This is a genomic window from Kitasatospora sp. GAS204B (genome assembly GCF_029892155.1).
GTDB lineage: Bacteria > Actinomycetota > Actinomycetes > Streptomycetales > Streptomycetaceae > Kitasatospora.
The window spans coordinates 95,683-108,416 of record NZ_JARZAG010000012.1 but is presented as its reverse complement, the minus strand read 5'-3'; the positions used below and the strand labels follow the sequence as shown (position 1 = coordinate 108,416).

At 70.4% G+C, this 12,734-nt stretch carries 10 protein-coding genes, 1 tRNA gene and 1 other RNA gene; 8 read left to right on the top strand and 4 right to left on the bottom strand.

All coding sequences use genetic code 11. The annotated features are described in order from the left end of the window. Nucleotides 1–206: 206 nt before the first annotated feature. Together P3T41_RS36955 and P3T41_RS18380 are read right to left on the bottom strand one after the other, a co-directional pair. On the bottom strand, nt 207–1,124 hold the full coding sequence (locus tag P3T41_RS36955) for a SpdA protein (protein ID WP_348533669.1): 918 nt from the start codon (nt 1,122–1,124) through the stop codon (nt 207–209). Between the two features lie 416 nt (nt 1,125–1,540). Beyond that, nucleotides 1,541–2,662 (bottom strand): DUF3631 domain-containing protein, encoded by a 1,122-nt coding sequence (locus P3T41_RS18380; protein WP_280691121.1) that lies wholly within the window; start codon nt 2,660–2,662, stop codon nt 1,541–1,543. A 595-nt stretch (nt 2,663–3,257) separates the two neighbouring features. On the opposite strand from P3T41_RS18380, the gene P3T41_RS18375 reads away from it, so the two are divergent. From P3T41_RS18375 to P3T41_RS18365, 3 genes are all read left to right on the top strand, one after another. After that, on the top strand, nt 3,258–3,779 hold the full coding sequence (locus tag P3T41_RS18375) for a helix-turn-helix transcriptional regulator (RefSeq protein WP_280690977.1): 522 nt from the start codon (nt 3,258–3,260) through the stop codon (nt 3,777–3,779). 291 nt (nt 3,780–4,070) lie between these two features. Continuing rightward, entirely contained in the window at nt 4,071–4,376 is a 306-nt protein-coding gene (locus P3T41_RS18370) for a helix-turn-helix domain-containing protein (protein ID WP_280690976.1), read from the top strand. Nucleotides 4,377–4,388: 12 nt separating this feature from the next. Next, on the top strand, nt 4,389–5,615 hold the full coding sequence (locus tag P3T41_RS18365) for a site-specific integrase (RefSeq protein ID WP_280690975.1): 1,227 nt from the start codon (nt 4,389–4,391) through the stop codon (nt 5,613–5,615). Between the two features lie 136 nt (nt 5,616–5,751). Here P3T41_RS18365 and P3T41_RS18360 read toward each other — a convergent pair whose 3' ends face one another. After that, the gene (locus tag P3T41_RS18360) at nt 5,752–7,734 is read right to left on the bottom strand and encodes an AAA family ATPase (protein ID WP_280690974.1); all 1,983 of its coding nucleotides are present in this window, start codon (nt 7,732–7,734) and stop codon (nt 5,752–5,754) included. A gap of 349 nt (nt 7,735–8,083) precedes the next feature. After that, nucleotides 8,084–8,171, bottom strand: a tRNA-Ser gene (locus tag P3T41_RS18355). A 132-nt stretch (nt 8,172–8,303) separates the two neighbouring features. Between P3T41_RS18355 and ffs the strand changes: the two genes are divergently transcribed. The 5 genes from ffs to P3T41_RS18330 all read left to right on the top strand — a co-directional run bounded on the left by ffs (nt 8,304) and on the right by P3T41_RS18330 (nt 12,577). Next, nucleotides 8,304–8,394, top strand: an RNA gene (ffs, locus tag P3T41_RS18350) — signal recognition particle sRNA small type. A gap of 69 nt (nt 8,395–8,463) precedes the next feature. Next, nucleotides 8,464–10,656, top strand: coding sequence for a DNA polymerase III subunit gamma and tau (locus tag P3T41_RS18345; protein WP_280690973.1), 2,193 nt, complete (start codon nt 8,464–8,466; stop codon nt 10,654–10,656). 93 nt (nt 10,657–10,749) lie between these two features. Continuing rightward, on the top strand, nt 10,750–11,094 hold the full coding sequence (locus P3T41_RS18340; protein WP_280690971.1) for a YbaB/EbfC family nucleoid-associated protein: 345 nt from the start codon (nt 10,750–10,752) through the stop codon (nt 11,092–11,094). A 234-nt stretch (nt 11,095–11,328) separates the two neighbouring features. Beyond that, nucleotides 11,329–11,928 carry a recombination mediator RecR gene (gene recR / locus P3T41_RS18335; protein ID WP_280690970.1) on the top strand — a complete coding sequence of 200 codons (600 nt, stop codon included), beginning with the start codon at nt 11,329–11,331 and terminating at the stop codon, nt 11,926–11,928. Then, a complete protein-coding gene (locus tag P3T41_RS18330) occupies nt 11,921–12,577 on the top strand; it encodes a DUF5063 domain-containing protein (RefSeq protein WP_280690969.1) in 657 nt (218 codons plus the stop codon). Before recR ends, P3T41_RS18330 begins: the two co-directional genes overlap by 8 nt. The last annotated feature ends 157 nt before the right edge of the window (nt 12,578–12,734 follow it).

Here is a 12,734-nt window from a genome sequence, read left to right as displayed (position 1 = left end):
GCTCGTGTGGTGTGCGGGTGATGATCTCGGCGGCTGGCGGTTTGGCAGTGCCGGGTGCGCGGTGTAGTGCGGCGGCGGACCTGTGTTCGCGGATGTCGGCTGACGGCTCGTTGGACATCCGCGAACGGACCGGCAGGCGACGAGGGAGCCCCCTGCCCGGTCCGGACGGATCGCGGGCAGGCGGCATGGCTGGACTGGATAGGCGGTCAGTCGACGGCCGGATGCGCGAGGGCCAGTTCGTACTGAGGACCGGTCTGCTCGGCGCGCAGGAGCTTCATCAGCTTCGTGAAGCGCTCGCTGCTGATCGGGAGGCCGGATTCGCGGAGGGCCTCCTTGACCACGGCCACACTGACGCCGTCCTCGGCGACGGCCGGACGCGCGACCGCCAGAAGCTCGTCCATGCTCGCGCGCGGCGGACGGCCGGTGCGCTTACGCGGTTCGGTGGGCTCGCGGTCCGCGCTCGGGGAGTCGACGGCAGCCGACGGCTCAGCCTGGTCGTCATCGCTGGCTTGCCCGAGTTCCGGCTGCGGCTTGGGGCCACATTCGACTGGCGGAGCGCCGCCGCCGACGGGCGGCTGAGCCTGCGTGGGCTCCGGAGCCGACTGCGGCTCGGCGTCGCACTCGGCCGGGGGAGGCTCGGTGGCGGGCGTTTTGGCCGAAGGGGTGTGCTCCGTCGGGTCCGTGGTGGTAGCGGTTGGGGCGTGGAGGTGGCGTAGGAGGGTGGGGCCGACGGTTCCCCACCCGAGGAGGAGGGCGGGGGCGACGGTGTCGAGGGCGGCTCGGCCGTAGTGTCCGGCGAGGAGCGGTTCGGCGAAGTTGAGGACGAGGGCCAGCAGGCCGCACAGGTGCATCAGCCTGTTGGCCGAGCGGAGCTGGTCGGGGTGGGTGCCGGTGGCGGCGAGGTGGTGCAGGGCGACCATGAGGCCGACCACGGAGAGGTCGACCATGGGCGCGATCAGCGGCGCGACAGGGTGTGGGACGCCGAGTCGCAGGGCCAGGGTCCAGACGTTGCCGAAGGAGAAGACGAAGGCGAGGGCGGTGATGACCGCCATCACGATGGTGATCGTGGTGCGGGCGAAGGTGCCGGGGGCGGCCGGGCGGGCGGCCGGCGGGGCGGTGGGCATGCGGGAGGGGTCCTTGCGGTGGAGGTGGTGTCGTGGGATCCGTCTTTGCCGTCTTGGCCGTTGCATCCGCAGGTCAGGGCGGGTACGGCAGGGGCGGGCTCGGGTGGCCGGTCGCGTATTGGACGCGGGCGGGTGCCGTCTCGGTACGCGGAGCGTTTCCGTCTTGGGACGGTGATCCGTCTTGGCGGCAGGCCATCTGAGCTGCGGTTTTACGGCAGGGACGGCTGGGACGGCACAAGACGGATGTGCTTGCCGTCCCGGCCCGGCCCGCCGTCGGCGCGGTGGTGCGCCCGGCGGCAGGCCGGTGGCGGTGTCGGCTCACGTGCCGTCTTGGACGTGGTTGCCGTCTTGCCCGCAGCGGCTGTGACCTGCGCTGTTACGGCTGGGACGGCAGGGACGGCAACCGTGGGGGTGGGTCAGCTCTCGCCGGCCACTTTCGGCGCGAGGGGGTGGACGGTGGGGCAGTACCGTCGCCAGGCGTCGGCGAACTTGTTGCGCATGTAGCCCTTGCGCTGGGAGCCGTCGCCGATGCGCACGTTGCCCGGGGAGATGCCGTAGGCGCGGAGCATCGTGCCGAGCCCGCGCGCCGTGAGACCGCCTCGGCCCCATTCGGCCCACGGGGCCTCGGGGTCGCTGTTCAGGGCGAACAGGAGCTGGTCGGTGGTGACGCTGTCCTGGTCTCCGCTGCCGACGAAGATCCGCCGGATGTCGGCGAGGATCCGCGCGCCGCTGGGGGCCTCCTCCTCGGCCTGGGCCTCGGAGGCGACCATGCGGGAGCACGCCTGCCGGGCCAGGCGGGGCCAGGGGCCGCCCGCGAGGTCGGCGATGATCACCAGGGGCTCCCAGGTGTCGGCGGCGCGGTCCTCGACCGGCATGGCCGGTTCCAGCTGCAGGGCCTGGTCGGCGAGGGGCTTGGTCCAGAGGGCGATCTTGGTGCGGATCTCGTGCAGGGAGGGGCTGTCGCGCTTGGTGCGGTACGGCGAGACACGCTCGCCGTCGGCTCGGCGGCGCATGCGGATGACGATCGAGCGGTCCATGATCGTGTCGGGGAGGTCGCCGATCCCGGCGATGGCCGCCATGGCGAAGGTGTGGAACCGGTGGGGCGTGTGGTCGTTGCCGACCACCCGGAGCACGTAGCGGTCGCGCTGGTGCCCGGCGTTGAGCAGGCCGCGCATCTCCTCGTTCTTCTCGGCCATCTTCGGGCTGCCGAAGATCGTGTCGGCCTCGTCCACCAGGAGCGTGGGCGGCTCCTCGGTGATGGAGCGGAAGACCGCCGCCGGGGTCGAGTTCACCGTCAGCACCGGCTGGTGCACGGTCTCGGCCAGTACGTCGAGCAGGCGGGACTTGCCGCAGCGCTTCGCGGGGCCGACCACCGCCAGACGCGGGGCGTGCTGCCACGAGGGCTGCAGGTGGGTCGCCGCGACCCAGAGCGTGGCGGCGTCCAGCGCCTCCTCGCAGGGCAGGATCACGTACTTGGAGATCAGGGCCTTCAGCTCCGCGAGCACCTCGGCGCCCCCGTTCACCGGGGCGTCCGGCATGTCGTCGAAGCCGGTCGGCCCGGCGGGCTCGTCCGGTGCGGCGTCCTGCGGCTGTCCACAGGATGTGGACACGGCGTCCTGCTGGGTGGGCAGGTAGGTGCCGGGCTCGCCGGCCTTCGCGACGGGCGGCCAGCCCGTGGCCGACAGTGCGGTGCTGGGGGCTGCGGGCGTGGGGCTGGAGGCAGTAGTCTCGGTCATGGCGATTCCTCACTCGGCGGCTCCGGGGGGCAACCCGGTCCGCCGTAGCTCGACTGTCCTGGGATGGGCGGTGGCGAGGTTTCCGATCAGCCCCCGGTGTTCGTAGCGCCGGGGGCTTCGCGTTTTCTCTGGGACACCGGGCCGCTGCTCGACCCGACGTAACCTCCTCTCGGTTGGGATCTTCATGCTGACGTGGACAGTGTAAGCATGCGTGGCGCGCCGATGTCAAGCTATTAGAGCATGAAGTTTTCATGCCAATCCAGCATTTTCCCTGTTCGGCCGCTATGCGAAGGTCTTGTGAAGGATGGCTTTAACCGCTTGGCGCATAGCAGGTTCATACTGCTAGATTCTTCCTATCCGCCCCGTCGCGTCTACGAGCAATCGGAAGGAGGTTGGTATGGTCAACCCCATGGTGCATCGCTACAAGCCCCTTGAGGGCGAGGCCCTGGTGGCCCACAACCTGAAGGTCCTCCGGCAGGCCGCCCGGCTCTCCCAGGAGGACGTGGCGGAGCGCATGACCAGGCTCGGCTTCAAGCTCCACCAGACCCAGATCGCCAAGATCGAGAACGGCACCCGCCCGGTGCGCTTCGACGAGGTGATCGGCCTGGCCAAGGCGCTCAGCGTCCCGGCCGCCAACTTCATGACGGAGGCCGTCGCCGGCCCCGATGAGCCGGACTACGAGCTACAGGAAGCGGGCTTCCGCCTCCAGGCAGTCGAGCTGGAGTGGAGAACCGCCCACGACATCGAGCAGGGCGCCAAGGCCCGGCTCGAAGCGGCGGAGCGCGAGTACGACGAGATCGCCGAGCGTCTCGCCGCCCAAGGCATCGCCGTCGACACCGGCGACACCACGCCCGCGTTCTACCCAGCTCCCAACTCCCCCTGGGATCCGCTCCGCAAGGACCCCGGAGCCGACCGGTAAGCCCGCACGCTCCACCTGACTCGGGGCGCGACGACTTCGTGCGCACATCGTCGCCCAGCGCCTGGCCGTTTTCCTAAATGGCTGGCCTGGACGGCCTCCCCGGCCCGTTTTTAGGAAAACGGCCGGACCTGCTCCTACGGTGCTGCTTCGTTGCCTTGAGCACGCCGCAGTCCCGCTGCCAGACCCCCGGCGCTACGAACGCCGGGGGCCGCCGAGCGGGCCTGTCCATCCACCGCCCATCCCAAGTCGCCACGGCGGCGCGTTGCCCACGCGCCGCCGGGAGGAATGCCCATGTCTGAAATACCCCTGTCCCTCGCGCGCCTGGCTGGTGCGCTCGGCCTCACCGAGCACCAGCTCCTCGGTCTTGTCGCCAGCTGCGGCGCCGCTATGCCGGACCCGACGCTGGTCGCGCTCACCGTCGAGGAGGCTGCCCGCCGACTCGGCGTCGGCCGCACGACGATGTACGCCCTCGTCGCCGCTGGTGAGGTCCCGTCCGTAACGATCGGCCGCCTTCGCCGGGTGCCCGCCCAGGCGCTGGCCGACTACATGGCCGCCCGAGTCCAGACCGCCGGCACTGCCGTCGCGCTCGCGGCCTGAGGGGGGGATCACATGACGAAGTCTCGACAGCCCAACGGCGCCTCCTCCATCTACCAGGGCGGCGACGGGCGCTGGCACGGCCGCGTCACCGTCGGGGTCAAGGACGACGGCGCCCCGGACCGCCGCCACGTCACTGCCAAGACCCGGGCCGAGGTCACCAAGAAGGTCCGGCAGCTGGAGAAGGACCGGGACGCCGGAACCGTCCGCAAGCCCGGCCAGCAGTGGACGGTCAAAACCTGGCTCACCCACTGGATCACGGACATCGTGCCCGACTCCGTCGGGGAGAACACCCTGTCCGGCTACGAGGTCGCGGTCCGCGTACACCTCATCCCCGGCCTGGGCGCGCACAAGCTCCTCAAGCTGGAGCCCGAGCATCTGGAGCGCCTCTACAAGAAGATGCGGGCCAACGGGAAGCGGGGCGGAACCGCTCACCAGGCGCACCGCACCGTCCGTGTCGCGCTCGGCGAGGCCGTCCGCCGTGGCCACCTCACCGTCAACGTGGCCACGATCGCCAAGGCGCCGAAGCTGGACGACGACGAGGTCGAGCCCTACGAGCACGAGGAGGTCCAGGCCCTCCTGGAGACGGCGCACAAGCGGCGCAACTCCGCCCGATGGATCTTCGCCCTCGCGCTCGGCCTGCGGCAGGGCGAGGTCCTCGGGCTCCGATGGACGGACATCGACTTCGACAAGGGGGTGGCCTGGGTCCGGCGAGGCCGACTGCGGCCCAAGTACGCGCACGGGTGCCACGAGGACTGCGGTCGCAAGCCCGGCTTCTGCCCCCAGAAGATCCTGACTCGCTCCGAGACCGCGGACCCGAAGTCCAGGGCGGGGAGGCGGCCCGTCCCGCTTCCCGAGCAGCTGGCCAAGATCCTCCGCCAGCACAAGGAGGAGCAGGCCCGCGAGCGCGCCCTCGCCCATGACCTCTGGGTGGACAAGGGCTACGTGTTCGCCTCCGAGGTCGGCGAGCCGCTCAACCCCAGCACCGACTACCACCACTGGAAGCGGCTCCTGCGCGAGGCCGGCGTACGCGACGGCCGTCTGCACGACGCGCGCCACACCGCGTCGACCGTGCTGCTGTTGCTCGGTGTGCCGGAGCGGATCGTGATGGCGATCATGGGCTGGTCCTCGGCCTCGATGGCCAAGCGCTACCAGCACGTCACCGATCCGATGCTGCACGACGTCGGCAAGAAGATCGGTGCCGCGCTGTGGGGCGGATCTGCGCTGGAAACCGCAGACTGACGCTCAAGGGCCTAACGGCTCATCAGTGAGTGAGCCGACGGGCCCTCTGCGTCCATGTCTCGCTGATCGCGCAGTCGCCCTTCACAAAAGACCTGCGGCCCCGTCCGGGGGAACGGGGCCGCAGCTGAGATAGGGGTTAGGAGGCAGCCTGCAGCTTTTTGAACACCGCTTCGAACTGGTTGAGGGTCTGGTCGTCCACCTGCTCGAAGAACTCGTCTCGTTCGCGGGTGAGTTCGTGGGCGGGTCCGACGTGGTCGAAGGTACCCGGCTTGCTCTGCTTCTCGCGTGCGATCTTGAGGCGCATCAGGATCGGGGTGGGCTTCTCCGTGGTGATCAGGTCCGTCTCGGCGAGGTTGCTGCCCGTGGCCTTGTTGTAGAGCCAGAGGTAGTCCTCGGTGGTGAACAGGTCCTCGATGTCGGCGGTGTCGGGCAGACCACCAAGCTGGCCGATGACGATGATGGCGGACGGGTCAACGCCGGCGGCCTCGGCCGCGCTGATGACCTTCGAGGTGACCTTGGTGGTCTCCGCGCCGTCGATGATGGCGCGGACAGTCAGGCGGCGGCCCATGACCGCGATGAAGGCCGGCATGTTGCCCACGCCGCCCACCGGGATGATGGCCGCGCGCGGATCGAGACCGGTACGGCCCTTGCTGATCAGGTAGTCCGAGACGCGCAGCAGGAAGACGAAGTCGCTGCTGCCCTCGACCGCCAGGAGCGGGCCGGAGCCGAGGAAGAGGTGCTGGGCGACGGAGTACCCGAGGGCGGCTTCGACGGGGAGGATCGTCTTGGGGTCGGCGGACAGGCTCACCGGGGTAATCACGACGCCCAGGGTCGGGTCCTGCCGGGTCGCCTGGTCGTGGATGGCGCGCATGGTCTCGTACCGCGTCGGGTCGATCATGTGCTGGGAGTGGGTGGTGTAGAGGACCTGCTGCTTGGTGCCGATTTCGCCGTAGATGTAGCGCAGGAAGTCGCCCTGGGCCTCGCCGTGCAAGCTGGTGCCGGGTTCGTCCAGCAGGACCACGACCCGCTCCTTGCGGTCGCGGTAGACGCTGAACGCCGCGAGGAAGGAGAAGAACCACTGGAAGCCGGTCGAGCGGGTGGAGAAGTTGGTCTCCACGCCGTGGCGCTCGTCGCGCAACTCGATCTTGAGGATGCGGTGGTGCGGCTGCGCCTCCCCCGTACTGGGGTCCGGCGGCGTGGGGACCAGGTCGGTGTCGAAGACGACCGTGAGCGCGTCGTTCTGCTTCCAGTACTCGAAGACCTGCTCGCTGAGCTCCAGGCTGGCCGCCTGGAGCTCAGCCTTGCGGCTGTCGTAGTCCTCGTCCAGGAAGTCCGCCGGGCCCTCGCCGGCGAGGCGCAGCAGGGCAAGCATGGTCGCGTCGCCCCGGCGCCGGGTCCCGCTCTTGTCGCGAGCGGCGAGCTCGTGGAGATCGCATTCGCCGGGCAGGAGCTCATAGGTGGAGAAGTAGAAGAACTTCGGGAGAAGGTCGACCAGTGCCTGGTGCTGCTCGTCGTCGAGCTCGCCGTCAAGGAGCAACTCGTACTTCTGAAGCTCGGTGGGGACCTTGTCGATGACCTTGGCGCGGGCGGTCTTCTTCTCCTCCTTCAGCTCCTTGGAGCGTGCCTTGGCCGCGGCCACGACGTCCGCGGTGCTCGCGCGGCCTTCCGTCAGGTGGGCGCGGTCGTCCTGCTCGTCGATGCCGACCTCATCGAAAACCAGCTCCAGGATGCGGTGCAGGTCGCAGACGATCCTGACCTCGAGCTCGTCGTCGTAGGTCCGGGCGGCCTCGATACGGGCGTCGGCCGGGGGCCGCACGCCCCACTGATCCTCCAGGACGTCGAGATCGCCTTCTTCAAGAACGAACGTCGCCGTCACGGGAGCGAGTTCGAGGAGGTCGTGCGCCCGCTTGTCCCGGGCCAGGTGCCGGCGCGGATAGTCCCTGGTGAGGTTGAACGTGTCCGGGTTGTTCGCGGGGTTCAGCCGGTGGAGGGCCTTGAGCACGGTGGTCTTCCCGGACTCGTTCTTCCCGATCAGGCAGGTGACAGCCGGGTCGACGGTCATGGTCTGCTTGTTCGTGAAGTTCCGGAACTTGTCGATCTGTACGGACAGCACCAGCATGGGCGCTCCCTCCCTGGGCGACGTTGCCCTGGTCGTTCAGCAGGCGGCCTGACAGCCTGATCCGTCAGTATGACTGGACGCGCCGACAGCCGCAGAACGCTTTTGTCGTGCCTTGTTTCCGCAGTTCGCGCTGTTGCCGTCCCGTAGTCATGGAAAGGGCGACCTACGATCGCGGGAAACTCCGAGAGCAGCTCCTGGGCCCTGTCACAAGCCGCGCTGCCATCCTTGGGGTGGTGCCGAGCGCCTTCTGTGCGACCCAAGGTTCGAAGTGAGACCAAAACTGAGACCACGAGACGACGAAGGCCCCGACCGCTGGGCGGTCGGGGCCTTCGTTATGGCTGGTCAGCCATGGCGGAGGATACGAGATTCGAACTCGTGAGGGGTTGCCCCCAACACGCTTTCCAAGCGTGCGCCCTAGGCCTCTAGGCGAATCCTCCGTGGGAGAGCTTAGCCCATGTTCAGGGGTGCTCGCGAACCGCTATGTCGCAGGTAGGGGGTGCGGGTGGCCTGCGGATCGGAGAGTGGGGGAGTGGGACGGAGTGGGGGTCGGGATCCGGTACTCTGGTGCCAGCCCCTCGTGTGGCGTTATCTCTCTGAACCCCCCCAGGGCCGGAAGGCAGCAAGGGTAGGAGGGCTCTGGCGGGTGCACGAGGGGTCCTTGCGTTCCCGGGGGAAGCCTGGGGATGAGGGACGACGCGTTTGTCCGTGCGTCCCGATATCGTCGGTGGCGTGTCCCTAGCCCTGTACCGCCGCTATCGCCCCGAGACTTTCGCCGAGGTCATCGGGCAGGAGCACGTGACCGCTCCGCTCCAGCAGGCCCTGCGCAACAACAGGGTCAACCACGCGTACCTGTTCAGCGGCCCGCGCGGCTGCGGGAAGACGACGAGCGCGCGGATCCTGGCGCGCTGCCTCAACTGCGCGCAGGGGCCGACGCCGACGCCGTGCGGGGAGTGCCAGTCCTGCCGGGACCTGGCGACGGGCGGACCCGGGTCGATCGACGTGATCGAGATCGACGCCGCCTCGCACGGTGGTGTGGACGACGCGCGTGAGCTGCGGGAGCGGGCGTTCTTCGCGCCGGTGCACAGCCGGTACAAGATCTTCATCCTGGACGAGGCGCACATGGTGACCTCGGCCGGCTTCAACGCGCTGCTGAAGGTGGTGGAGGAGCCGCCGGAGCACCTCAAGTTCATCTTCGCCACCACCGAGCCGGAGAAGGTGATCGGGACGATCCGGTCCCGGACGCACCACTATCCGTTCCGGCTGGTGCCGCCCGGGACGCTGCGGGACTACCTGACCGAGGTGTGCGGCCGGGAGGGGATCCAGGTCGAGGACTCGGTCTTCCCGCTGGTGGTGCGGGCCGGTGCCGGGTCGGTGCGTGACTCGATGTCGGTGATGGACCAGCTGCTCGCCGGGGCGGCCGAAGGCGGTGTCACCTACAAGATGGCCACCGCGCTGCTCGGTTACACCGACTCCGCGCTGCTGGACGAGGTGGTCGACGCGTTCGCCGCGCAGGACGGGGCGACGGTCTTCCAGCTGATCGACCGGGTGGTCGAGGGCGGGCACGATCCGCGGCGGTTCGTGACGGACCTGCTGGAGCGGCTGCGGGATCTGGTGATCCTGGCCACCGTGCCGGAGGCCGGGGAGAAGGGGCTGATCGACGCCCCGGCCGACCGGGTCGCGGTGATGCAGGCGCAGGCCGACCGGTTCGGGGCGGGGGAGCTGAGCCGGGCCGCCGACATCGTCAACACCGGGCTGACCGAGATGCGGGGCAACGCCGCGCCCCGGCTGCAGTTGGAGCTGATCTGCGCCCGGGTGATGCTGCCCGGCGCGTACTCGGACGAGCTTTCGCTGATGGCGCGGCTGGACAAGCTGGAGCGCCGGGGGGTGCTGCCGGGCGGCGGGGCGGTCCCGGGCCCGACGGCCCCGGCGGTACCCATGGCCCCGACGCCTCCGGTCGCACCGGCGGCGATGCCCGCTCAGCCGCAGGCTGCTCCGGTGGTCCAGCCGGCCCCGGCTCCGGTAGCGCAGCCCGCCCCCCCGACCCCTGCCCCCGCCGGCCCGGCCCCCGGGGCCTGGCCGATCCCGCGCAGCTTCGCCGCCCCCGGCGAGGCCGCGCCGGCGCCCGTGCAGCCGCCGGCTCCGGTGCAGGCGGCGCCGGCCCCCGCGCCCGTCGCGCCGCAACCGACGCCCACGCACCAGGCGGGCCCGTCCGCGCAGCAGCAGCAAGGGGCGGCCCAGGTCCGGCAGATGTGGCCACAGGTGCTGGAGGCGGTGAAGAACCGGCGCCGGTTCACCTGGATCCTGCTCAGCCAGAACGGCCAGGTGGCCGGATTCGACGGCAGCACGCTGCAGGTCTCGTTCATCAACGCCGGCGCCCGGGACAGCTTCGTCAGCAGCAACAGTGACGATGTGCTGCGCCAGGCCCTGGCCGACGCGCTCGGGGTCGACTGGCGGGTGGAGTGCATCGTCGATCCGTCCGGCGGCACCCAGACTCCGCAGCCCGGCGGCGGTGGCGGTGCCGGCGGTTGGGGCGCGGCCCCGCAGCCGCAGGCCCCGCGTCCGGCGGCCCCGGTGGCGACGGCCACGGCGGTCGGCGGCTTCGGTGGGCCGCCGCCCGGGCAGGCCGGGGCCGCTGCGCCGAGTCCGGTCCCGCCGGGCCCGGCTCAGCCGACGCAGGCCGCACCGCCGGCCCCCACGCCGCAGGCTCAGCAATCGCGACAGCCGCAGGCCCACGGCCAGGCCCAAGTCCACGGCCAGGTCCAGGCGCAGGCCCGGCCGCAGGCGGTGGATCCGGAGGACGAGGAGGTCTCGGCCGACGACGTCGCCGTGGCCGGGGTGCCCGAGGAGAGCGTCTCGGGGCAGGAGTTGATCATCCGTGAGCTGGGCGCGACCGTGTTGGAGGAGATCCAGCACGGCGGCTGATCGCTACCAGGGCCGCCGGGGCCGGCGGGTGCTGCCGAGCGCGTAGGCTCGACTCGAGCTACCTACTCACTTGTACCCAGGCAGGAGTGACCCGTGTTCCCTGGCGGCCAGCCCAACATGCAGCAGCTGCTCAAGCAGGCGCAGAAGATGCAGCAGGACCTCGCCACCGCCCAGCAGGAGCTGGCCGAGACGAAGCTGACCGGTTCGGCGGGCGGCGGCCTGGTCGAGGCGACGGTGACCGGCAGCGGTGAGCTGGTGGCGCTGACCATCGCCCCGGCGGCGGTCGACCCGGACGACACCGAGACGCTGGCCGACCTGGTGCTCGCGGCGGTCCGTGACGCCAACGCCGCCGCGCAGAAGCTGCAGGCGGACCGGATGGGCCCGCTGACCCAGGGCCTGGGCGGCATGGGCGGCGGCATCCCCGGCCTGCCGTTCTGACGTCGGACGTCCATCCAGGGCCGGACACCTGGCGTCCGACCGCGGCGCGGTTGCGACCCGTCGGGCCCGTCGCCGGCCGTGACTTCTCGGAGTCGCGCAGGGGAACTGTTCGATCAGAGTCGACTTTCGGGCGTCGGACGCTGTGTCCGGCGCCCGGTTCGTTGGATGATGGCACCGGCGGTACAGCGATACAGCGGTACGGCCGGGTCGTCTGACCAGTGGAAAGGCAGAGCGGTGTACGAGGGCGTGGTTCAGGACCTGATCGACGAACTGGGCAGGCTGCCAGGCGTCGGGCCCAAGAGCGCGCAGCGGATCGCCTTCCACGTCTTGCAGTCGGACCCGGTGGACGTGCGCCGGCTGGCCCACGCGCTGCTCGAGGTCAAGGAGAAGGTGCGGTTCTGCGCGGTCTGCGGCAATGTCGCCGAGGCCGAGCGGTGTCGCGTCTGCCTGGACCCGCGCCGCGACCTCACGGTGATCTGCGTGGTCGAGGAGTCCAAGGACGTGGTGGCGATCGAGCGCACCCGCGAGTTCCGTGGGCGCTACCACGTGCTGGGCGGCGCGATCAGCCCGATCGAGGGTGTCGGCCCGGACGATCTGCGGATCCGGGAGCTGCTGGCCCGGCTGGCCGACGGCAGCGTCGGCGAGCTGATCCTGGCCACAGACCCCAACCTGGAGGGGGAGGCGACCGCCACCTACCTGGCCCGGCTCTGCAAGCCGATGGGCCTGAAGGTGACTCGGCTGGCGAGCGGGCTGCCCGTCGGCGGGGACTTGGAGTATGCCGACGAGGTCACCCTCGGCCGGGCCTTCGAAGGGAGACGACTGCTCGATGTCTGACAACAGCACGCACCAGGCGGTGCACACGGTCCACATGGCCGAACCCGACGACTTCTCGGTCCAGATCTCGGACTCGATCAAGAGTTTCGTGCTCGCGGTGACCGAGATCGCCAAGGGCGACGAGCCGGGCAGCGCCGTGTCGCTGCTGCTCCTGGAGGTCTCGCAGCTGCTGCTGGCCGGTGGCCGGCTCGGCGCCATCGAGGACGTGCTGCCGGAGGACCGCTTCGAGCCGGACGCCGGTCCGGAGCCGGACGGGGTCGAGCTGCGCGAGCACCTCGCCGAGCTGCTCGCACCGATCGACGTCTACCACGAGGTCTTCGACCCGTACGGGCCGCCGATGATGCCGAACACCTTCCGGATCTCGGACGACCTGGCGGGCGTGGTCAGCGACCTGCGGCACGGGCTGACCCACTACGACGAGGGACGGGTCAGCGAGGCGCTCTGGTGGTGGCAGTTCTCCTACCTGTCGACCTGGGGCTCCACCTGCACCGCCGTGCTGCGGGCGCTGCAGTCGCTGATCGCGCACGTGCGCCTGGACAGCCCGATCGGCGCGGTGCCGGACGGCGCCGACACCGATGACGACGGGCTGACGGACGAGCAACTGGAGCAGCAGGCGGGCGACTTGATGGCAGCCGAGTTGGGGACCTGACGGTCCGACCGACGCGCTCGCCGCGCAGCCGGCACCCCGGTAGCGCGGCGAGCCGGCTACTCGTCGGCCGCCGAACCGCACGAACTCCCCGAAAAGCACCCGGCCCCGCCCTTGCGACCCCCTCCGCGTCCCGCTTCGGAGAATTCGCCGAAAAAAT